The following is a 19,757-nucleotide window of genomic DNA, read 5'->3' as shown; positions in this document are numbered from 1 at the left end:
AGTGTGGCGCCTCGCGCTGGCGGGGCCGAACGACGGGCCCCGGATGCGGTCAGTCGCGCGACGAGAGCAGGTGCGCGTTCAACTCGGCGGTGAACGCCGCGTCGTACGGCAGCGACGCGCCGTCGACGGAGGTGATGCCGGCGGCGAGGCGCACGCTGGAGACGAGCCAGGCCGCATCCGCTTCGCGCAGCGCGTCGACGCCAAGGGTGGCGTAGTCGACCTCGAATCCGCACTCGGCGAGGTGCGCGAACAGGCTGAGCTGCGTCGTGCCGTGCAGGATGCCGGCGCCCGGCGCGGGTGTCACGAACCGGTCGCCTCGGCGCAGCACGAGGGAGGAGGTGGGACCCTCGAGCAACACGCCGTCGCTCGTGACGAAGACGGCGTCGTCCGCATCCCGTCGGTGGGCCTCGCGGATCGCCGCCATGTTGGTCGCATACGACAGGGTCTTCGCGCCGAGCAGGAGCCACGGCGCACGCTCCGGGGCACCGCTGTCGTACCCGCGGTCAAGCAGGACGACGCGGATGCCGTCACGGCGCGCACGGGTGTTGTTCGGCGCCTCGGCGACGGTGACCCACGCGGTCGGCGTCGGGCCGTGCTCGACCCCGCGGCTCAGGATGAGCTTGATGACGCACTCCCCCGCCGGGCACTCGGATGCGGCCGCCGCCACGGCCTGCCCCCACTGTGCGAGGTTGGGCACGGGAAGATCGCACAGCCGCGCCGAGTGCGCGAGCCGCTCGAGGTGGGCTGACACCTCCTGAGCATGGCCGTCGACGACTCCGATCGACTCGAAGATCCCGTCACCGCGCTGCGTGCTGAGCTCGCCCACGCTGAGCGCCGGCGCCGACGGATCGATCGGGGTGAACGTGCCGGTGAAGTCGGTGCGCGCGTCATCGGATGCGGCGGGTGCGAGCAGGAGTGCGTATCGCCAGGCCATTCCCCGAGCCTACGCGGGCGGAATAGGTAGCGGCCATGCTCGGTTACACTGGAACAGCCGGGCCGCAGTAACCCCGGGCTCCAATACTTGCCGCTCCGAGCGGCCTTGCGCCGAGAGGCGTTTCTGCGGCCTGGCACTTACTTTTTCTCGTCGCAGCGCTGCAAGACCAGCGGGGTGACGGGTTCGCTAACCTGGCCCCGTGCTGAGGATCAACGTCGACCGCGACTCCGTCGCGATGGGAGACGATGTCGAGAGCCACGCCGAGACCTGGGAGATGCCGGACGATGCGACACTCGGCGAAGTGATCGTCCGTGCCGTCGACGGGTTCTACCTCGCGTCTGTCGCGGGCCGCGTCGCCTGGACATTGGAAGACAGCACGGGACGGCTGCTCGCCGTGATCGAGATCGACGGGGTGTCCTGGCCGCGCCGAACGACCGTGCAGTCGTTGTGGTGGGCGGGACTACAGCGACAGATCAGCGACGACGGCAATGCGGACGACGCCGGGGAATACGCGTTCTTCTTCCGTTACCACTCCGGCGGTCGCAGTCTCGCCTGGGACGAGTTCCGAACATGGGTCGTCCCTCACCGCAGCGAGCGACCATGAAACGCCGATCTCTGCGGGTACGACGTAGCGCCGCTGTGGCGATGATCGCGGCAGCTGGGTCGCTGCTGCTCACAGCGTGCGGCACGATCTCGACGCCTTATGGAGCATCGGAGCGGGGCGCCGCACAAGGCATCGCCGTAAGGGTGGACTTCATCGCTCAAGGTCTGATGGATGCAGCGCTCTCGGCAGAGTACGGTGTCGTCACAAGAACTGACCTCCTGCCGCTCGCTGCGCACGTGTTCCTGACACCGGAGGAGCAACTCACGGCCGAGCACGAGCGGCGCGCGTCGACGATCTACGGTTTCTCCACCAGCTTGGATGCGACGTCCGTCGACATCTTCGTTCCAGCGATCTCGCAGGTGAATGCTGGCTTGTACAGCGAATCGACAGTCCAGTTCGGCTGCGGCACGCTTCGGGTTGACGCCGTTGCCGCGGTCGCGCGGATCCGCGACGTCCCTTGCCCCGACTGGATCGTGCAGCTCAACTCTGCCGACGCGCGCCAGGTCTCGCTGGCTGACGTGACGAAGGAGGAGATCGGAGCGACGGAGTGGCACGCGCGGGACTGAGCGTCTTCCTGGCGGGGCGGAGATCGACATCTCCGCGGCTGGGGAACGCTGTCGATGATCATGAGAGTCGAGCGCCAGCCAATCGAATGACGCTCGCGATGCAACGGCGAGCGACCTTGATCTTGGGGCCGCTTGTTCGAATAGTGCGGATGTGGTGGGGCTCGTTCAGGGGTACTCGAAATACTCGGGCAGGGCGGCCCACCTCCGTAAGTTGGCTGCTCACAGCGGAGTTCGCAGGCCTGAAGCTCCCGTCGCTTTGAGACAAGCGAAGCGCCTCGACGCTGCCACGATCGCGGTCTTTGCCGAGGCGTACCGCTGCAGTGCGAACGTGCGAGAGCAGGCGAGGGCGCTCAGGGTACACCCCTCGACCCTCCACGAGATAGTCCGTCGACGGGGCCTTGTTCGGTTGCCGGCGCACGTCACTCCAGAGCAGCGCGTTCTGGTCGCGGCCTACGAGAAGGTTTCGTTGTTCAAGGGAGGTGGAATCTGTGAGGCGCGGCATAGATGCCGCTGACTATGAACCAGCGTTCTCCGTAAGGCAAGCTTAAGTATGTAGGACGCAGTTGAATTGTCACTACCGGGGCACATCGATGCATGTCACGACAGCAACGTCACGGAATCGATCTCCAGCGCAACGCACATCGCATTGAAGTGTTTCTCGTCCACTACTCGCATCAACTCGAACAGCGATTGCACAACTGGGCCAACTTCGGCTGGATCCACTGCGGCGGAGATATCGCCCTCTTCGTTATGCGAATAGGCGTGCATGTAGCGCTCCACTCTATTGCGCACGGCATCGTCGGGAAGATCCGCCATTGCGGCTTGTAAGCCATGATGAAAACTGCCGATGTGTTGCGGATAGCGGAAGCTCAGGAATCCTTCGAGCATCTTGCGTGCCGCGTTGGAAACGAGAGATAAGAGTTCCATACGTTCTGCGAGACCGAGGTCCTCCTTGGATTCGATGAGACTTGTCGCTACTTTCGCGAATAAGAAGTGGTAGAGCGACCGCAAGCGACGGCTGAGCTTCTCGTCAGTTGCCCATGTCGCGATGCGGGGCACCCTGTGTAGCGCTCCCCCTCGTTCGGTCTCGTAGCGCATGCGAATCTCTTGGATGGTGGCTCCACCAGCTATGAATCGTCTTCCACTCGCGATCTGGATCACCCACTGCCGGAAAAGTTCGAACTTGTGGGTGAGCAGGAATAGTTGGCTGACGTACTGCTTGGTGACGAGTTCAGCCCATAAGTACGACGAGACGCCGAAGAGAATCGAGTCATCGAGGCTCGAGACAGGGTCATCGATGACGATCACTGGCGGGTCACCTGCGTTCGAGTCTTGTCGGACGCCGATTAGGAAGTGCAGGAGCGCGATCGCCGTGCGCTCACCTTCGCTGAGGTGAGTTGCGGGAGCCCCGTTGCGCTCGATGCGGTAGCGCGTTGTTGCTTCGTCCATGCGGAACTCGAGATCGGTACGCCCGAGAAGCCGAGAAACGTGGCGGGTCAGCTCGTCGGCCTTCGGAAGCGGGTCAGTCTCAACGTTCTCGAGCCTGATGATGCAAATTGTGAGCTCTGTGATCTCTGCCGCAAGCGTCTTAGTAGCCTCGCGACGGCTATGGATCGCCTCGTTGCGCTCGACGTACTCGTCAGCAAAGGCGCTGATCTTCGCCATCTCCACTCGCTTGGCGGCGTCATCCACAAGCTGCGTGTGTCTCGCACTGCGGTCGTCGTGTCCCTCGAACGGACGGATCACGGGCACACCAGACGGTGGATCAAACGGAACGTCATCGACCACCGCGGTTGTCGTGAACGGATTTCGGCGCTTCTCGCGGAGTATGTCTATGAAGTATCGAGCCCGCCCTACATAGGCGATCTTGGCCGTCTCATACGCAGCGATCGCCTTATCACCCTCCGTCTGCAGGTCATCGTAAGTAGAGCGGAGAACTGATGCGAGGGCGTAGAAACCTTCGGCTTCCTGGATGCTTCGTTCGAGCTCCGCGACAACCCGGTCAATGTCCTGCTGGAAACGCCCGTTCCTGCTGGAAGCTGGAAGCTGGAAGCATAGGGGACCGAGTCAACTCAACCGGCCAGGGAACGACCCGGAGTGTCTACGTTCTGGGCAGAAACGATTGCCAGGGCAACCCCCGTCACGGAGCATAGGGGGAGATGCCACCCAGACAGACCGTGATCACAGTTGGGATGAAAGAGAGCGTGAAGTCTGTGGTCGCATTGTAGGTGCCGGACTTCGTGGTGAGAAGCTCGCGGTCAAGTTCGAAGGTCTTCTCTATTCCTTCTGCCTCCACGTTGCTCAGGCCCGGCAGGCACTCGCGGTCGACCGCCTCCTTGACTTGCTGGAACGCCATCACGGCATCGTCATATGTGGTGAAATCCTTCGCGGCACGGACGGTCTCCTCGACGGACATCAATGGTGCCGGAGAAGGCGTCGCCGTCGTTGCCGAAGTGGGCCCGGTCTGCCCGCCTGCAGCGCCCGGACCAACACAGGCCGTCACAGCGAAGGCAAGCCCCACGCTGGCCACCGCAACGATGATCGAGCGGGAGAGCAGTCGGCCGAACTGAAGTGTCATGACATCAGCCAATCGCAAGAGATGACCCATGCCGTTGGTGTATCCGCCGCATGGCGAGACATAGCTGTTGGTGTTACGTACCGCTGCACCGTTCGAACCGTTGGGCGCAACGGGAGAGTAGCAGTGACCAGCCGTCAAGAGGTATCCGGAGCCACCGTTGACCAGCTTGAACGACGCCGAGCATGCTGCCCCATACGTTGTGGTTGTGACGCTGATCGCATCCCCCGCGTTATACCCGTTCGTGTCGTTGCTTCTACCGACAGTCAACGTTGGAAGCGGATTTCCCTCCGGCATCTCCACAAAAGTCAGGACGTCTTTGAAAGCCGCACCTGCACGCGTAAGGAGCGGGTGCGAATGCGGCGCGATCTCCGCTACCACGCTCGCCTTGATCGTGTCGATACCGTACGTATACAGCGTAACGAGCTCAGGGTCTTCGTCGCGGATCGTCGTGGACGCGTCACTTATCGCGAGGAAAGCCTCACACAGGCGGGCGAAGGAATACCCCGTCGGCGCAGCAACGCTGACATCCGCCTCCTTCACGAGCTGTCTAAGCTCAGGTGCAAGCTCCGAGATCGACTGCCGAACGATGCCCACCACATCCAGATCAGCGCCTGCAGGGATGGCTTCTACGCCAAGCGCGGCGAAACCCGATCCAGCGTTCCCCCGTATCACATAGGCCGACGCGAGTGTGTCGCTGTTGTCGACCATTAGCTGAGCTGCAAGATCGTAGAGTGCCCACTCGCGCAAGCGATCGGGCGGGTTGGACTCCACAGCAAGATCACCAAGGACCATGAATCCCGCGTTGAACCGACACTTCGCAAGCATCTCCTCAGTTGGCGTGCCCGCTGCTCCGGAAATCGCCGAGGCTATGGAGATGAACTCGGTCTGCCTTCGCCAGAGCCACTTGGCTTGTTTGGCGTTGTACCGCTCCTGATACTCCAGCGTCCGTCCACCCTTGCCGGCGCCCTCACGTACCTGGACGGAGTACTCACCGTGCGCTGTCTGAAGCCAAAGGTGTCCGTCCACGGGCCTCGACTGATGCTTGTTCTGGTTGTTCTTCGCCTTGCTGGGTGAGATCACGGTGAGCCCGCGTCGTTCTGCCTCGGTAGCAATGGCCTGGAGGATCCGAGCAGCCCGGCTGAGGTGGTCCTTCGAGACGTACTGCCAGTCTCGACTGTCGAGATAGTGCCGCACTACCGGGTGGTACTTCCCGACACGGTCCGGTACGGGCACCGGATGCTTCTCGACGAAGTCCTCGAAGTACGGCACCAGCCGCACAGTGCGCTCCGAACTACGCGAGTAGTACCAGTTCCCCGATAACTCCAGCTTCTGCCCTCGAGGACGATTGCCAGAGAGAAGCGTTGCCCGCACCAGACGCTCAAGCGACTTCAGTTCGTCCCCCTGCGCCGCTTCGACTGTGAGGGAACCGCCAGCCTCGACGACCCGGGAGATCAACGCCTCGGCTTCCGAGTCGGACGGCAGTACATCAGGCATCGGCGGCGCTGCCAGCCAAGAACGGCCGGAGGTGGTGATCGTGGCGCGCCAGGTCGGACCGCGGCCGCCGATGCTGACCAGGCCACGACGTTCGAGAGCGCGCGCAGCGATCCGATGCTCCCATCCTTCGGTGTAGACGCCCTCCGGACATCCCGCCTCAATCCAGCGGAGCACTGCCACCTGCGGGGCAGTCAATGCGGTCGAATTTTTCGCCATGAGCCGCACAGTAGCCCCGGCTATGGACGTCCGGATGAACGAAACCCTGTTACGTCTTCAGTGGGTGCGTGCGCGCCGCGTGGGGCGTCACCGTACGTCCCTCCGCACGTCGTCGGCCTGTTCCCGGTGTCAGCAGCCACGGGTCATCCGGACGATGTTCCGGGTACTTCTGACGGACGTAGTGATAGATCCTCATCCCTAGCCGATGCTCTGCGTGCCCCAGCTCAGCCGCGAGGGCGGAAAGGCCGATGGACTCCCCCGTACCGACATCCAGAACGTCGAGCTTGCAGCCACCGCAGTAGAGCCCGTAGGCGCGCGTGCGCAGGGCGGTGCCACACTCCGGACACCGTGGCTGAGCCGCAGCAGCGAGGACATCGTCCATGGCCATGCAGCGTACCCAGCGACGTTCTGATCCGAGAGTCGTTGTCCACAGTCCCGGCCGCCCGAACACAGCCTCTGGCTTTAGGCCCAGAGGCTGACCGCTGCTCTCTCGGCCGCGCTCAGTGTCTCGCCGGCCTTCGCGGCGGCGTCGTCCGCCTGCTTGAGAACGCTGTGGAGAGACCGCATGGCGGCCGACCACCGCATCTGAGCATCCGAGTACGCCGCGCGGGCAGCGCCGTTCCAGCGCTCCTCGACCTCTCCAACGGCGTCCTCGAGATCCGTGAGGTGGTCCTGGATGGCAGAGGTGGCTGCGTGCAGCTGGTGGAGTAGCTGGTCGTGTTGTCCGCTGTCGAACTGGATGGTCATGGCTTTGGCCAAGTCATGTCGAACTCCCTCAGTGCGTAACCGGAAGGAATCGTGCCGGTCTGTAGGTAGGCGTAGAAGACCTCGATCGCTTCGTCGACGCTGAACACCTCGTCGGGGTGGACCTGGGTGCTGCGCTCCCCATTGAAGAACTCGATGGTCACCAGCTCCGGAGCGTGACGCTCGCTATGTCCGAGCGTGTAGAGCTTGGTCTCCCCGTCGTCCTCGCGTCGTCGCCACTCGATCGTGAGCTGGTCGCCCGTTCCGGCGCATTGCAGGAACACGTCGGAGCCCCCGCTACGGATAAAGCGCAGCACTTCGACGCCGTCGGGCACAGGCGCGAGCGTGAAGGTCGAGCGCTTCCCGGCGTGAAGCAGCCCGAGGAGGTGAGCGAGCTGCTCTTTGGGCGGCCGGAGGTCGGCGACGAACTCCGTCGAGTTGCGGCCGCCGATTGTGTAGTAGAACCGGCTCATCACTCCACCACCTGTACTCGAACTTTCACGACATCGACCCACTCACCATTGATACGCACGCGGGCGGGGCTGGACGGCGAGATGGCATCATCGAACGCCTTCTGATTGCCTTCATTCCGAAGGTACTTGTCAACGGCGCTTCCGCTCTTCACTTCGACGGCCGTGTAAGTGCCGTCGGGGTTCTTGTAGAGACCATCGAAGTATCGCTGCTGGTCCGTGCCCTCGGCGGAAGCTCGCACTTTATCTCGGTTGATCGTGGCTCCAAGTTCTTCTTCGACCTCATCGAGCCCCTGTTTCTCCTTATCGACCCAGGGCTTCGAGCTCTGCCCGTTGGCAAACTGACCGTAGACGTCTCGTCCGTCGCCTCGGTCGTACCCGCGGCGCTCAAGCAACTCGACTCTGTTCGCTCCGAGAGCCCCGGACGCGATCACGGTGGCGCCTGCCCCCACAGCGGCGGCGCCGGCGCCGACCGCGGCGAGACCTGCTCCAATCGATGGGGCACCGACGGCCGCCCCGGCACCGGTCAGGGACGCCGCCCCACCGCCACCAATGAGGCCTGCACCGCCACCGATCAGGGCGGATCCACCCAGGACTGTGAGGAGCGCTTCGGGGTTGTTGAGGATCGCATTCCCGATCGACGCAGTCCCATTGACGAGATCCACGATCGTGTTCCAGTGAATCTGGATCTGCATCTCGACCATCACGGCGCCGAGAACGCCGAGGGCGTTCCATGGGTTCGGAGCAGGTGGAGCAATGCCTGCTGCTGCACGGAGGTCGCTGGCCGCCGTGGCTCCGGCGGTCGCGACCTGCTCTCGGGCATAGGTGAGAAGTGCCCGCGCCTCGGTGCGAAGCTCAGCGCCTCCGTCGATAGCGGGCGGAAGGATGTCTCCAGGGCCCGCCAGCCGCTCCATCTCGCGAGTGCGGCGCGCGGACTCTGCGGTTTGCGCTGGCCGCCGCCGCCCACATGTCGATGGCGTCAGCGGCCTTCTGCTGCGCCCACCCAAGTGTGGTCGCGTACTCATCAAGCGAGTCGGCTGCCCGGGTCAGCATCTCCGCGGATGCTTCCCATGAAGCCGCAGCAGCGTCACGTCGACTGGTGAATCCGGCTGCTGCGTCGCCTTGCCAGCTCTCCGGAGCACGAAGGTCGTGGAGTCGATCGCTCACCGCTCGCGCTAGATCGCTACGACCTCGCCAGAGCGTGACGGAATCCATGAGCCCGGACACAGAGCCTGGCACGAGCAGCACCGGGTCGGTCGTTTCCCCGAGCTCGCTCATGGGAGTGTTCCATCCCCGCGTGGAGCAGAGTCCAGATCCGCGCGACGATACAGATCAGCGGTCGTTCGGAGTCGGTTCGAGATCTCGTCCAGTTCCGAGGTCTGGCTCTGCCAGGTTGAGGCGACTTGCGACAACATCTCAGAGATCGCGGCGGCTACATCAGTGTTCCCTACGTCAGCAGAGCACGTCTCAAGGAACGACCCTGCTTCAGCGCGAATGCTCTCCACCGCCGCAGCCGTGGTCGACAGCTCTTCTGGGTCCACTGCGAACCTGACCATGACCTCCCCCGTCATTTGCAGGCTGCCAGCGTAAGGCGTTCAGGCGCGGGACTCGCGAGTTGTCCACAGATTCGTTTTCGTGCTCCCGGGACCACTTGAACTTCTTCTCGTAGTGATTGGCTTCGCGGAGGCGTCGCTCGAGGTTATCCATGTCGGACATGTCCGACATGGACAGCCGTGCTCGCCGATCCGGGACCGTCGAGCGTGAGCTCTCGCCGTAGCGCCGCGCGAGCGCGGGTCATCTGTTGCCAGAACGACGCTGTGGAGCACCCGAGGAACTGCGCGCCTTCTGTCGCGGACAATCCGTACCAATAGGTGAGCTGCAGTACGAGCGCCTCAACCGGACGGATACGGGCCATCGCTTCCCATAGCTCGATGTGGTTCTGATGATCGCTGTATGACTGCGCCGTAGTCAGCTCCTCCAGCATGAGCCGACGGAGTCGTTCAGATTCGCGCTCACGCCGCTGGTACTCGTTGCCGACAAGGTTCCGTGCTGTCCTGAGCAGCCAGCTGATCGAGGTATCCACACCACTGGAGTACTTTGCCCAGGCAATCGCGAACGTCTCCGCGGCGAGATCCCGTGCTAGCTCGATGTCATCGGTTCGTATCCGGATATACCTCTCAATCGTGCGATAGGTGCTCCTGTACAGAGCAGCAAATCTCTCAGGCACCTTGCTCCCGCATGTCAAGCTCCCCCCTTGCCGGTGCGGACAGACCCGGTCGTAAACATCAGTTTGCCGAAGCGCCAATTCCTGACGAACCGCTCAGGACAGATTTAACCCTCCGTATACACAAGGCATCTTTGACCTGATTGTCAGGATCGAGTGCCTCGACAAACAGCATTGGTCAACGACGGCAGCTTCCAACTGTTGGCGGCATGATCCCAGGATGAAGGAGAAGGAAATGAGCACGATGATCGATGAGTCGACCCAAGCTGACCAGTCCCCCGAAGCCCTTACAAGTTCCTCCCGGTCGAAACTCAGCCGCCGCAAGCGGTCGTTCGGCATCGCTCTCGCCGCCCTGATCGGGCTGTTCTCCGTCGGGCTGGTCGCACCAGCCGCGAACGCCGCGCAGCCAGCATCGACCGATGCCGCTGCCGAGTACGTGCTCGAGCTCGACGGCGAGGTTTACGCGCTCGCTGAGGGCGAGACCGCGGTGTTCCCCCTGCAGCGCATCGAGTCGCCTGCTGCTCCGGGAGAAGTGACGTCCAGAGTGACGTACCCAGGAGACGCCGGGACCCTGACAGTCACCGCCTCGAGTGGCGTCTACCACTACAGCATCGCCATGGCGATCCCTGCGACCACCTTCGCGGGCGCGTTCAGCATCGCGGATCTCTCTAGCGGTCTCAGCGGCGGGTCCGCGCCCGTCTCGAGCTTCGCGGGGTCGGTGACTACGAGCAAGCTTCGCGGACACACCTACTCCGGAACGCTGACCGGAACTGCGTTCCTGCTGGGCGTCCCCGTGGCTGGCACCGTAGCCAACAACACGATCTACCACTACACCGACTACTGAGTCGCGGTTCGATTCGAACCGAAACAAGGTGGGGGCTGCTCGGGCGATTCACCGGCCCGAGTAGCCTCCTCTCGAGGGTTCCACATGTTGACGAAAGGACTCTTGATGACCTCACAGACGCCGCACCTTGTCGAAGAGCTGAGAGCCATGATCGATGACGAGCGGATCTCGCTCGAAGCCGTGCACCGCATCACAGGCATCGAGATCGAGAGCCTGCAGTCCTTCCTGGACGAGGACGGGTCGCAGGCGGGCGTGGACCTGCTGATGGCTGAGACGCCTCTCATGCCCGGCGACGGCGGCCGGCTATCCACGCTCATTGCGCAGCTCACGGGTGGTCTGCAGATCGACGATGACGAGCGGGTGAAGAGCATCCTCGAGTCGCTCGTCGGCGTCTGTGGTCTGACGGAGAGGAACCTCGCGAGACTGCTGGAGGTAGACGAGAGCGTTGTAAGCAGCGCGCTCGATGACATCAGCACGGTCCCTGCTGCCAGCCGTTACAAACTCGGTGTGCGAGGCTCGTACCTCATCAACGCCGCCAATCAGGCAAGACGCTGAGCCGATCTGTATCGATACAGCAGCGATGTGGGCACTGGCGCAAAGCCCAGCACTCCCGTGGTGATGGCAACGGCAGGAGCGTCCCACGTGGCTTGGCCTCAAATCAGGTGGCCCGCTCGATCGGCATGACAAAAGGCGATGACCGTCGAGCTCGACAGCATTGATGCTGGAGTCTCGACGATCACCGTCTGGGTGACTAATGGCGCCGCACGAGCCTCGTCTCGACGTCCGAGACCTCGCTGACGAGCACACTCCACACCACAGCTTCGATGTAGCTCTGCTCGCCGCTGGGATCGCGGCTCCACGCCTCGCCCGGAGCATCGCGAAGCTCGAGGCGCCACAGCTCATCCGAGAGCAGCGCCCGCAGAGCGTCGTCCGGAAGGTCGGTCGCTTCCCCGGTCGCGTCGGGCGAGCAAACAAGCAGCGCATCGCCAACGAGCCGAGCTTGGTGGCGTGCCCTCTGGACGTGGAACCACCAGAGGAAGGTCGCGCGCCGATTGAACGGCAACCCGCGCAGCAATCCTTCTTCGTTCACGAACAGCGTGCTGCCGAACGTGGGGAGATCTACGGCCTCGATCCAGCCACCGACCGCCCGTTGATAGTCCTCGAGCTCTATCGCGTCGTAAGCGGTGAGGTCGCGGCTGTCTGCCGCGGGGATGAGAACGCCTCGCACCATGTCTTCTTCTCCTTTGTGTGAGCGACCGAGAACCGGATGGGTTCTCTGCAGATCGCAGAACACAAACGAGCGACGAGATGAGTGGCTGTGAGGCGGCGGCCGGCCAGGAGAACGCGAGTGCGCTCAATCCTGGCCGACCACCTTCGGGTGGCGCTACTCAGCCAGCGGCTGCGCGCGACCGGCTCACCTTCGGCGGGACGGTGCCGGCGTCGAAGATCGCGGCGATGGCCTCGCGTTTGGTGCTGGCTTCGCGTTCAATCTCTTCGCGCGCGGCTTGGGCGCGCTGCTGCAGGGCCGGGTCGACCTTCGCCGCCTCGATCCATGCGTCGATGGCGAGGCGGACCTCGTCGGTGACGTTGCGATCACGCAGCTGGGCGATGATGTCTAGCTGGGTGCGGGTGGACTCGTTGAGTCTGACCGCGAGGGGCTTGACCGGGCCGTAGCCCAGGCTGTTGGCGGTGGTGGGTGGTGCTTCTGACTCGCTCATGCGGGTCACCTCCTTGACAGGTGCGGCCGAGAACTCGGTTGGTTCTCACGGAGACCGCAGACCGGCAAGGAGAGAGCAGCTGCCCAGCCGTATTGGACGTCAGAGCGAGAAATGACGTCAGAGCGAGAAATGTGGCAAGAGTCCGATCGAACATCACCGCTGGTTGCAGCGCACTCATTGCGCGCGCCATGTCCCCTCTTCGGGGGACATGGCGCAAATGTCGTTGACGACGAATCGTGGCGAACCCTACGTTGAGCGAGGCTGGAGCACTCCAGCCGATTTCCAACTGGGGGAAAGATAAATGAAGATTGAACGTTCTACCGCGCTCATAGGCGCGGCAGTTCTCGTGGCCAGCATGACGACGATCATGACGCCCGCTGCGTTCGCCGATGAGCCTGACTCGACGGAAGCAGCGGTGATCGATCAGCCAGCGGTTCAAGAAGCGCTGGAGGGAGCAGCCACGCTGGTTCCGTCTGATGAAGATGGCGTCGTCGTGGAGGGCGTCGTCGACGATGTGTCCGTGGCTGTGCCCGTGGACAGCGCCAGCCCGTTGGTCATCCAGGCCGTTGATGCTCCGGCCATCTCCATCACGCTGCCTGCCGCGGATACTTCGGCAGCAGCTCAGACCCTGACAGGTTCGACCGTCGCTTATGACAACGCCGACGGATCGACCACGGTGCCCGTGATCGGGGCTGACGGCGTTATCCAGGTCCTGACCGTTCTCTCTGAAGAGGGCGCGACCTCATCGTTCAGTTACGTGATCGATGTGGACGGCGGCGGCGAGGTGACCCCGCTGCCAGACGGCGGTTTCGCTGTGCTTGACGCTGCGGGCGACGAGATCGCAACCGCGACTGCGCCTTGGGCTGTCGACGCGAACGGAAAGCCGGTGCCAACCCGCTACGATCTCTCCGCCAATGTCGTGACTCAGATCGTCGACGATTCTGCCGTGCCAAAGGATGCCTATCCGGTGGTGGCCGACCCGGCAATTACGGTCACTCGATACGAGTACATCCCGATCAACGTGACTACCAAGACGAAGCAACCAAACCTCAAGAAGCTAGTAGGCGGTTGCAAGACAGCAGTAGCGAACACGACCTGCACCGTGTCCGGGTCTTACACAGTTGGCGCCACAGTCAACGCGACGATGGGGCTCTCCGCTAGCCAGGTGGGTACAACGATCGGCATGTCCGCATCGGCGAGCATAACCGGAGCGATCACGTGCACATCGCCGAAGATGCCGGCCCGGAGCGAGTACAAGGCCTACATCATGGGCACCTTTAAGTACTTCGACCTGCAGAAATGGAAGGTCACCAAGGCTGGAGGTATCACTGCTCGTCGCCTGATGGAGACCTCCCGAAATCAGGTAGCGTTCACGCCCATCAATATGCTCTACTGCACTCGATGAGCACCGAAGAAGCGCCCCAACGAACCGCAGACTGGCCCCGGCTGCGCTACTGGCTACTGTGGCTGATCGCGGTCGCCGCCGTGATCGCGGGGCTCGTCCTGCTGTCTACGTCCGAAACCACAGTCTGGACACGACTAGAGCCGACTAGTGAGACGTACGAGGCGTCGACACTCAGTCTGATCCCTGTCGGCAGCGTGCTTCTGATCGGAGGCGCTTTGCTTGCTGTCGTGCTGCTGATTCTGGATACCTACGTCGGGCCGACTTACCGCCGACGTAAATGAACAGAAGGCGTTGCCGCGGGGAGTATCCCCACGCGGCAACGCCTTCTGCAGTCACTCCGCCGGAACGCTAGCGCTATACAACGCGCCCTTCTCAAGCAGATGGATTACTGAGCAGCGTCGTATGCCTCCAACACAGCAGCGGGAACGCGTCCGCGGGCGCTCACTTCATAGCCGTTCGCTGCGGCCCACTCGCGCACAGCCCCGAGGTCGCGGCTGTCCTTCTTCGCAGCGCGGCCGCGCGTGGAGGCACCACGGGAAGCGCTCCCAATAGAGCGACCAGCCTTTATGAACGGCGCGAATGCCTCGCGGAGCTTCTCAGCGTTCTTGTCGGAGAGGTCGATTTCGTAGGCGCGGCCTTCGAGCGAGAAGTGGATGGTCTTGCCGGCTTCGAGAACCTCGCCGTCGAGGTCATCAATGAGTCGGGTGATCTGCTGCTTAGCCATAGCTAGGGAGTATGACATACCAAACCAATGCGATCCCTCCACTTGCGCAAAATCAGATCCGCGCCCTTTCATGCACACGCAAACAAAATAGGGCGCCCGCGATGCGGACGCCCTATTTGCCGGGGACGTATTAGGCAGCCTCTCGGCGACGCTGCTTTGCGAGAAGTAGGACGCTGGCGCCGCCGAACAGGAGCGTCGCCGCTCCGATGCCGACGCCAGCGCCGACACTCCCATCCACGCCCGTTGCGGCAAGCTCGGCGCCCCGGGCTGTGAGGTTGAGCCAGAGGGAGACGCTTGTGGGGCCGCGGACCTCGATCTGATGGGCGCCTAGCGGGATATCCGCGGGGACGGTGATGGCCCGTGTCAGTGCGCCGGATGCGTCGGCCGTGCCAGCCCAAAGCTGGATGGGTGTGCTGTGGATCCAGATCTCGACGGGCTCGTTGGCCGCAAGCCCGGTTGCCGTCACCGTCACGCCGCTTCCCACGAGGACGCTCGTCGCGGACAGGGAGGCTGCGGGGGTAGCAGGAGCGGTCGTTTCGGAAGGCTGAGGCGCGGGCGTCGTGGGCTCCGGCGTCGGTTCAGGCGTGGTAGGCATCGGCGTAGGTTCGGGGGTCGGCGTGACCGCGGTGACCGTGAACGGCACCGTGGTGAACATGGTCGGTTCCGGGCCGCCGCACTCGCAGTTTTCGATCCGGTGGACCCCGACCGAGACGTTGTAATTGCCAGGGGCGAGGGTGAACGTCTTGCTGTAGGAGCCGACCGACGAGATGGTGAGGTAGTCGATGGTGCCCTCTTCACGGTTCGCGTTCGACGGGTAGACGTAGATGCGCAAGCTGTAGGGCCGAGTGGGGGCCTCGTCGCTGACATTGGGCGCGTAGTCGAAAGTGACCGTCGCAGCCTCGGGAGTGGCCGTATTGACGGCGAGGTTACTCACGATCACCTGGGGTACGTCGTCGGCAGCGCTGACTACCTGGGGCGCGATGACGAGCGCGGCGACGGCCAGCGCCACGGCAGCGACGGATGAAGTGCGCCGAAGACGGCGCCAGGGTCGGGTCATTGGAAGCTCCCCCAAGGGCGGTAAGTGGTGAGCCGGAGCGTGCGGCAAGCCACCTCGGGAGCGTCGGGGCAGCCTAGTTCCGAACTTTACCAATTTCTATTGGTTCCTGCCAACTCTTCTTGGTTTCAGGCTGAAGCGGTGAACCCGAGCCCAGCAGCGTCCCCTGAGTGGGCGCAGTTTGCGCGGGAACTAGGAATGAACCTGCGCCGCGCACGTGATGCGAAGGGGCTCACGCAGGAGCAGATGGCCGAGCGAGCCAGCATTTCGCTCTACGCCTACCAGCAGTACGAGCGGGGCGCGGTCACGCGCGGCGGGGCAGCGACCAACCCGAGGCTCGCCACGGTGCTCACGATCTGTCAGGCGTTGGAGATCTCTATCAATGACCTTCTGCCCGATGTGCCGCGTCTGGTAGTCGCGACGGACTGAAGTACCAGAGGCCTGCCCTGCTCTGTCGCTGATCGCGCCGCGCGTGCGACATATCGCTTCTCTCCCTCGTGGAGCTCAGCGTGCGCGTCTTGGTCCGCGTTAGTGGGATGCGCGAGCCTTCAAAACGATGCGCAGTATGCCACCCGCGGTGCAGACCAACAGCCCCGCACCCGTCGTAAAGAACAGCCACGAATTGGTCCCCCACAACTCATCGGGACGACTGAGGAGGACGGCGCAGCACGCAATCGCAGCCGCAACGACCGTCAGGGCGAAGTGGCAGGATGCCGAGCGAAGCCCGTGCGCCGTGCGCCGTGCGGCAGCCCCGAGCGCGGCGACCGTCGCAATGATGACGGCGATCAAGAGACAACTAATGGACAGGACCGTCCCCGCCCAGCCGACGAGCAACTCCGCTGTCGTTCGTTCGCCGCATGTGAACAAGAGCGGCGCCATGGTCCACGCAGGATCGCGGGTGCATTTGAGGTCGCGGAGCTGATACGCCGCGAAGAGCGAGACGCAGAACGGCAGGAGGAGACCGATGAATAGGCAGACCCAGCCCGCCCCAAGCAGGGCGGACTGGGTCCTCGGGTTGCCGCTAATCAGAGGTCTCCCGACGTACAGCTCCAGGTGCTGGCAGGGTCGTTACCGAAGTTTGGCGAGTACCAACAGAGGTTTGGGGCCTTCCGCGGCGGTTCATTGTTCAGCACCATTCTGCTCGAAGTAGAGCCGGGGCCGGGATACGTGCCCGGTGTTACGCCCATGCAATCCGTCAGCGGCATTGACGGGTTCAGCTCACACCACGTTCGGCTAACCGGCTGGACAATCGCCCCTACCGTACTCTGCGCATCCTCGCCCTTGAGCGGATGGATGAAGATCAACCGATCTTGCAGCTTGCTGAGATTCTCGTTCGTGAGGATGTGCGCGATACTCGTCAGGATCTCGCGGACGTCGTCGTCTGTTAGTGAGTAGCCGATGAAGATGACGGGGTGCTCAACGAAGATCGTCAGGAGTTTTGCCGCCAAGTAGGCGTTACGTCGAGTGAACCGCTCGTAGTCCTCCAGTTCGACTACTAGGGATTCCGGCTTAGCTGAGCTGCCGTGGATCTTGTAGATCTCTCCGACGCCCTGCGGCTCATGAAAAAGCAACTCGTCCTGACCCGCGAATACCGCAAAGTCTGGGAAGAGATGCTCGAGGACTTCGTCGTAGTTCGTGGTGATGATTCCCTCGATGGTGCCCTTGCTGAGCATTGCTAACTCGTCCACGAGAAGCCCCGAGCTCGGCAACTGCGAGACTGCATCGCTGAGATAGTCCGCGATGGCGATCTTCAGTGGCGATGTCCGACCACGGGGCGCGGGATTCGCGGCACGCTGATCCGCGTAAGCATCGCTGTCCCACCAGACGCCATGGAAGTCATCCGCGATGAGCGTCGCGATCCTTGGGAAGTCTCCGTTCGCCGCCGACGCATAGCGTTCGTAGGCATTTCCCGTAGGTTCGGCGAACCGCCGCAGAAGTCCCGCCCAGTCATCGGCGCCCACGAAACGCCGGGAGAACCCGCTTCCCACGAACAGGAATGGGGCTGCGGGCAATCTGTTGAGGTGTGCCACGAGGTCCTCGGCGAAGGTCATGTAGCGATCGTGGCAGGGCACCGGGCGGGAGATCGCGGCGAGGAGACGGGTTCTCGCCGGGATTTCCTACTTCGGGACCTCGGCGGAGCCGCGCGATCCCAGTGCCTGACTGGTGGGCCCCGAGGGGCTCGAACCCTCGACCCGCGGATTAAAAGTCCGATGCTCTACCGACTGAGCTAGAGGCCCGTGACCTCCAGCCTACTGTTTCGAAAGACCTCTGATCGCCGCATCCGCCGCCCGTCGACGTGGTGGAGGGCGCGAGTACCCTTGAGGGGATGACTGACGAGCAGCGGCCCTTCCACAAGCCCATTCGGCGTCCCGCCGAACTGTTCGACCGCCTGTTCTCGGGCGACGATCCCGCCGAAGTGTCGCGTATCGCGCACTCGACCGCCGCTGCTCTCCTCGCCCGCGTCCGTGCGGATCCGGATGCGGAGGTCGTCGACCGCTTGGTGTCCTTCGCAACCGAGCACGGCATCGACGACGTCGCCGAGTTGTGGTCACGGGCACCTGCGCGCTCGCTGCCGGGCGCGCTCTGGCGTCTCTACCTGCTCCAGGCGATGATCCACGACGACCCGCGCACGGCGGCGCTCCTGTACGAGCGGGGCCGCGCTGCACTCGCATCGATCGACGACCTGGTCGCGGGCGCGCCGGCGCCGGCAGGGCCCGAGGAGTTGATGGCGCTGATCGACATGATCCTGCGTGGGCTCTTCGAGGGCGATTTCGCCGTCGCGCTCGAGCGCGCCGCGGCGTTCTGCCGCGTGACGGCCGCGGGCGCGGTGCAGCTCGCCGACGATTACGAGACGAGCGAGCCGGAACGGGCGTCCTCGTTCACCACGCGGGCGCTGCGTCTCACCAGCTACGCGGAGGATCTCACCGCATCCGCCGCGCTCTGGCGCCGCGACAACCTCACCTGAGCCTGTCTCCATCGCGAGACTGCATTTCGCGCACGAGATCACGGTGATCACCCGTGATCTCGTGGCGGAAGTGCAGTCTCGCGATCGGATGGCCGCGAGCACCTCGCCCCACGGCCAGGCCCGAGCCTTGGACTTGCGTGCACACACCCACATCCGTATCGTTCTGTTTTCAGAACGGTGGTGCGACATGGACGAATCCGTCGGCGTACGACTGCGGCGGCTCCGCGAGGAGCGCGGCATGTCGCTCTCGGAGCTCGCTCGCGTGAGCGGGATCGGCAAGGGCACGATCTCCGAGCTGGAGAACGATCGCCGAGGTGCACGCCTCGACACCCTGTTCGCACTGACAACCGCACTCGACTCACCGCTGGGCGCCCTCCTCGCCGGCAGCGGCGCGGAGGCCCAGCCGGTCACCGGCGCTTCCGTGTCCGCGATACTGCTCGACAAATGGACGGTCGGCTCGACCCTGATCGAGGCCTACCGCGCAACTCTCACGACCGACCGCCAGGAGTCCCGCGCTCACGCTCACGGCATCGAAGAGACGATCACCGTCATCCGGGGGCGCGTCCTCATCGGTCCGCCAGGCACCGAGCAAGAGCTGCGCGCCGGCGAGAGCGTCCGCTATCCGGGGGATGGGCCGCATCGTTTCCAGGCACTCGACGATGCGGCAGACGTCATCCTGCTCATGCACTATCCACCGCACACCGCCTCCGAGGAAGGACAGCTCCCCCATGACCGATGACCAGCACCTGCCCGAACGGAGCCGGATCGTCCAGCAGCACCTGACCGAGGCGGGAATCGTCTCGCAGGTGCGCGAACTGCCGGACTCCACTCGCACGGCCGCCGACGCGGCCTCCGCACTCGGATGCGAGGTCGGAGCGATCGCGAGCAGCCTCCTGTTCCTGGCCGACGACGAACCGGTGCTGGTGATGACCAGCGGCCGGCATCGCGTCGACACCGACATCCTGGCCGCGGAGCTGGACGCCTCAACCATCGTCATGGCCTCCGCGAAGCAAGTGCGTGCGATCACCGGGCAGGCCATCGGCGGCGTAGCCCCGGTAGGGCACCCCACACCGATCCGAACCGTGATCGACACCAGCCTGAACGACTACGAGACGATCTGGGCCGCGGGCGGCACACCGCACACCGTGATGCCGCTGACGTTCGAGCAGCTCACGGCGCTCACCGGCGGCTCGCCTGTGCGGGTTGCCTCGGACTGA

General features: G+C 63.7%; 22 protein-coding genes, 1 tRNA gene and 1 pseudogene. 10 read left to right on the top strand and 14 right to left on the bottom strand.

The genetic code is table 11. The features are described 5' to 3' along the window. Positions 1-49: 49 nt before the first annotated feature. Positions 50-934, bottom strand: a complete 885-nt coding sequence (locus QE377_RS12365; RefSeq protein ID WP_307323565.1) for an aminodeoxychorismate lyase — start codon at positions 932-934, stop codon at positions 50-52. 199 nt (positions 935-1,133) lie between these two features. On the opposite strand from QE377_RS12365, the gene QE377_RS12360 reads away from it, so the two are divergent. Together QE377_RS12360 and QE377_RS12355 are read left to right on the top strand one after the other, a co-directional pair. Beyond that, entirely contained in the window at positions 1,134-1,538 is a 405-nt protein-coding gene (locus QE377_RS12360) for a hypothetical protein (RefSeq protein ID WP_307323563.1), read from the top strand. 35 nt (positions 1,539-1,573) lie between these two features. Further along, a complete protein-coding gene (locus QE377_RS12355) occupies positions 1,574-2,104 on the top strand; it encodes a hypothetical protein (protein ID WP_307323561.1) in 531 nt (176 codons plus the stop codon). Between the two features lie 597 nt (positions 2,105-2,701). Here QE377_RS12355 and QE377_RS12350 read toward each other — a convergent pair. From QE377_RS12350 to QE377_RS12325, 7 genes and pseudogenes are all read right to left on the bottom strand, one after another. After that, on the bottom strand, positions 2,702-4,111 hold the full coding sequence (locus QE377_RS12350; RefSeq protein ID WP_307325995.1) for an AAA family ATPase: 1,410 nt from the start codon (positions 4,109-4,111) through the stop codon (positions 2,702-2,704). A gap of 133 nt (positions 4,112-4,244) precedes the next feature. Further along, positions 4,245-6,392, bottom strand: coding sequence for a hypothetical protein (locus tag QE377_RS12345; protein WP_307323559.1), 2,148 nt, complete (start codon positions 6,390-6,392; stop codon positions 4,245-4,247). 462 nt (positions 6,393-6,854) lie between these two features. Then, complete coding sequence (locus QE377_RS12340) at positions 6,855-7,139, bottom strand: WXG100 family type VII secretion target (protein ID WP_234074652.1); 285 nt, start codon at positions 7,137-7,139, stop codon at positions 6,855-6,857. Continuing rightward, the gene (locus tag QE377_RS12335; protein WP_307323555.1) at positions 7,136-7,609 is read right to left on the bottom strand and encodes a hypothetical protein; all 474 of its coding nucleotides are present in this window, start codon (positions 7,607-7,609) and stop codon (positions 7,136-7,138) included. The genes QE377_RS12340 and QE377_RS12335 overlap by 4 nt, the downstream gene beginning before the upstream one ends. Next, positions 7,609-8,520, bottom strand: a complete 912-nt coding sequence (locus QE377_RS12330; protein ID WP_307323552.1) for a hypothetical protein — start codon at positions 8,518-8,520, stop codon at positions 7,609-7,611. The genes QE377_RS12335 and QE377_RS12330 overlap by 1 nt, the downstream gene beginning before the upstream one ends. Further along, a pseudogene (locus QE377_RS17375) lies at positions 8,462-8,923 on the bottom strand (putative T7SS-secreted protein); the annotation flags it as partial. The pseudogene QE377_RS17375 and the gene QE377_RS12330, both read right to left, overlap by 59 nt. 382 nt (positions 8,924-9,305) lie before the next feature. Beyond that, entirely contained in the window at positions 9,306-9,833 is a 528-nt protein-coding gene (locus tag QE377_RS12325; protein ID WP_307323549.1) for an RNA polymerase sigma factor, read from the bottom strand. Between the two features lie 232 nt (positions 9,834-10,065). Between QE377_RS12325 and QE377_RS12320 the strand changes: the two genes are divergently transcribed. Beyond that, positions 10,066-10,674, top strand: coding sequence for a hypothetical protein (locus QE377_RS12320; RefSeq protein WP_307323547.1), 609 nt, complete (start codon positions 10,066-10,068; stop codon positions 10,672-10,674). Positions 10,675-10,779: 105 nt separating this feature from the next. Further along, positions 10,780-11,229 (top strand): HTH domain-containing protein, encoded by a 450-nt coding sequence (locus tag QE377_RS12315; RefSeq protein WP_307323543.1) that lies wholly within the window; start codon positions 10,780-10,782, stop codon positions 11,227-11,229. Positions 11,230-11,425: 196 nt separating this feature from the next. On the opposite strand, the gene QE377_RS12310 is transcribed toward QE377_RS12315, so the two are convergent. Together QE377_RS12310 and QE377_RS12305 are read right to left on the bottom strand one after the other, a co-directional pair. Next, positions 11,426-11,905 (bottom strand): DUF3846 domain-containing protein, encoded by a 480-nt coding sequence (locus QE377_RS12310; RefSeq protein ID WP_307323540.1) that lies wholly within the window; start codon positions 11,903-11,905, stop codon positions 11,426-11,428. A gap of 157 nt (positions 11,906-12,062) precedes the next feature. Next, complete coding sequence (locus QE377_RS12305) at positions 12,063-12,392, bottom strand: hypothetical protein (RefSeq protein ID WP_307323538.1); 330 nt, start codon at positions 12,390-12,392, stop codon at positions 12,063-12,065. A 301-nt stretch (positions 12,393-12,693) separates the two neighbouring features. On the opposite strand from QE377_RS12305, the gene QE377_RS12300 reads away from it, so the two are divergent. Together QE377_RS12300 and QE377_RS12295 are read left to right on the top strand one after the other, a co-directional pair. Further along, on the top strand, positions 12,694-13,797 hold the full coding sequence (locus QE377_RS12300) for a hypothetical protein (RefSeq protein ID WP_307323535.1): 1,104 nt from the start codon (positions 12,694-12,696) through the stop codon (positions 13,795-13,797). Further along, complete coding sequence (locus QE377_RS12295; RefSeq protein ID WP_307323532.1) at positions 13,794-14,078, top strand: hypothetical protein; 285 nt, start codon at positions 13,794-13,796, stop codon at positions 14,076-14,078. The genes QE377_RS12300 and QE377_RS12295 overlap by 4 nt, the downstream gene beginning before the upstream one ends. 104 nt (positions 14,079-14,182) lie before the next feature. Here the strand turns inward: QE377_RS12295 and QE377_RS12290 are convergent, their stop codons facing one another. Together QE377_RS12290 and QE377_RS12285 are read right to left on the bottom strand one after the other, a co-directional pair. Next, the gene (locus tag QE377_RS12290) at positions 14,183-14,521 is read right to left on the bottom strand and encodes an Lsr2 family protein (RefSeq protein WP_307323529.1); all 339 of its coding nucleotides are present in this window, start codon (positions 14,519-14,521) and stop codon (positions 14,183-14,185) included. A 130-nt stretch (positions 14,522-14,651) separates the two neighbouring features. Continuing rightward, positions 14,652-15,578, bottom strand: a complete 927-nt coding sequence (locus QE377_RS12285) for a hypothetical protein (protein ID WP_307323526.1) — start codon at positions 15,576-15,578, stop codon at positions 14,652-14,654. Positions 15,579-15,773: 195 nt separating this feature from the next. Here QE377_RS12285 and QE377_RS12280 point away from each other — a divergent pair, with 195 nt between their 5' ends. Further along, complete coding sequence (locus QE377_RS12280; RefSeq protein WP_307323523.1) at positions 15,774-16,004, top strand: helix-turn-helix domain-containing protein; 231 nt, start codon at positions 15,774-15,776, stop codon at positions 16,002-16,004. 596 nt (positions 16,005-16,600) lie between these two features. Here the strand turns inward: QE377_RS12280 and QE377_RS12275 are convergent. Together QE377_RS12275 and QE377_RS12270 are read right to left on the bottom strand one after the other, a co-directional pair. Continuing rightward, complete coding sequence (locus tag QE377_RS12275; protein WP_307323520.1) at positions 16,601-17,626, bottom strand: SIR2 family protein; 1,026 nt, start codon at positions 17,624-17,626, stop codon at positions 16,601-16,603. 110 nt (positions 17,627-17,736) lie between these two features. After that, positions 17,737-17,812 (bottom strand) — tRNA-Lys (locus tag QE377_RS12270). Between the two features lie 89 nt (positions 17,813-17,901). Between QE377_RS12270 and QE377_RS12265 the strand changes: the two genes are divergently transcribed. The 3 genes from QE377_RS12265 (at position 17,902) to QE377_RS12255 (ending at position 19,757) form a co-directional block, all read left to right on the top strand. After that, entirely contained in the window at positions 17,902-18,540 is a 639-nt protein-coding gene (locus QE377_RS12265; RefSeq protein ID WP_307323518.1) for a DNA-directed RNA polymerase subunit beta, read from the top strand. A gap of 187 nt (positions 18,541-18,727) precedes the next feature. Then, a complete protein-coding gene (locus QE377_RS12260; RefSeq protein WP_307323516.1) occupies positions 18,728-19,279 on the top strand; it encodes a helix-turn-helix domain-containing protein in 552 nt (183 codons plus the stop codon). Continuing rightward, positions 19,269-19,757 carry a YbaK/EbsC family protein gene (locus QE377_RS12255; RefSeq protein WP_307323514.1) on the top strand — a complete coding sequence of 163 codons (489 nt, stop codon included), beginning with the start codon at positions 19,269-19,271 and terminating at the stop codon, positions 19,755-19,757. Before QE377_RS12260 ends, QE377_RS12255 begins: the two co-directional genes overlap by 11 nt.

It is taken from the genome of Microbacterium sp. SORGH_AS_0862, from assembly GCF_030818795.1.
GTDB lineage: Bacteria > Actinomycetota > Actinomycetes > Actinomycetales > Microbacteriaceae > Microbacterium.
This window is presented reverse-complemented; position numbering and strand designations above follow the sequence as displayed.

Coding starts and splice junctions, on each gene's coding strand:
- QE377_RS12365 (WP_307323565.1), bottom strand. CDS start 934: ATGGCCTGGCGATACGCACTCCTGCTCGCACCCGCCGCATCCGATGAC.
- QE377_RS12345 (WP_307323559.1), bottom strand. CDS start 6,392: ATGGCGAAAAATTCGACCGCATTGACTGCCCCGCAGGTGGCAGTGCTC.
- QE377_RS12340 (WP_234074652.1), bottom strand. CDS start 7,139: ATGACCATCCAGTTCGACAGCGGACAACACGACCAGCTACTCCACCAG.
- QE377_RS12335 (WP_307323555.1), bottom strand. CDS start 7,609: ATGAGCCGGTTCTACTACACAATCGGCGGCCGCAACTCGACGGAGTTC.
- QE377_RS12330 (WP_307323552.1), bottom strand. CDS start 8,520: ATGGAGCGGCTGGCGGGCCCTGGAGACATCCTTCCGCCCGCTATCGAC.
- QE377_RS12320 (WP_307323547.1), top strand. CDS start 10,066: ATGAGCACGATGATCGATGAGTCGACCCAAGCTGACCAGTCCCCCGAA.
- QE377_RS12315 (WP_307323543.1), top strand. CDS start 10,780: ATGACCTCACAGACGCCGCACCTTGTCGAAGAGCTGAGAGCCATGATC.
- QE377_RS12310 (WP_307323540.1), bottom strand. CDS start 11,905: ATGGTGCGAGGCGTTCTCATCCCCGCGGCAGACAGCCGCGACCTCACC.
- QE377_RS12305 (WP_307323538.1), bottom strand. CDS start 12,392: ATGAGCGAGTCAGAAGCACCACCCACCACCGCCAACAGCCTGGGCTAC.
- QE377_RS12300 (WP_307323535.1), top strand. CDS start 12,694: ATGAAGATTGAACGTTCTACCGCGCTCATAGGCGCGGCAGTTCTCGTG.
- QE377_RS12295 (WP_307323532.1), top strand. CDS start 13,794: ATGAGCACCGAAGAAGCGCCCCAACGAACCGCAGACTGGCCCCGGCTG.
- QE377_RS12290 (WP_307323529.1), bottom strand. CDS start 14,521: ATGGCTAAGCAGCAGATCACCCGACTCATTGATGACCTCGACGGCGAG.
- QE377_RS12285 (WP_307323526.1), bottom strand. CDS start 15,578: ATGACCCGACCCTGGCGCCGTCTTCGGCGCACTTCATCCGTCGCTGCC.
- QE377_RS12280 (WP_307323523.1), top strand. CDS start 15,774: ATGAACCTGCGCCGCGCACGTGATGCGAAGGGGCTCACGCAGGAGCAG.
- QE377_RS12275 (WP_307323520.1), bottom strand. CDS start 17,626: ATGACCTTCGCCGAGGACCTCGTGGCACACCTCAACAGATTGCCCGCA.
- QE377_RS12265 (WP_307323518.1), top strand. CDS start 17,902: ATGACTGACGAGCAGCGGCCCTTCCACAAGCCCATTCGGCGTCCCGCC.
- QE377_RS12260 (WP_307323516.1), top strand. CDS start 18,728: ATGGACGAATCCGTCGGCGTACGACTGCGGCGGCTCCGCGAGGAGCGC.
- QE377_RS12255 (WP_307323514.1), top strand. CDS start 19,269: ATGACCGATGACCAGCACCTGCCCGAACGGAGCCGGATCGTCCAGCAG.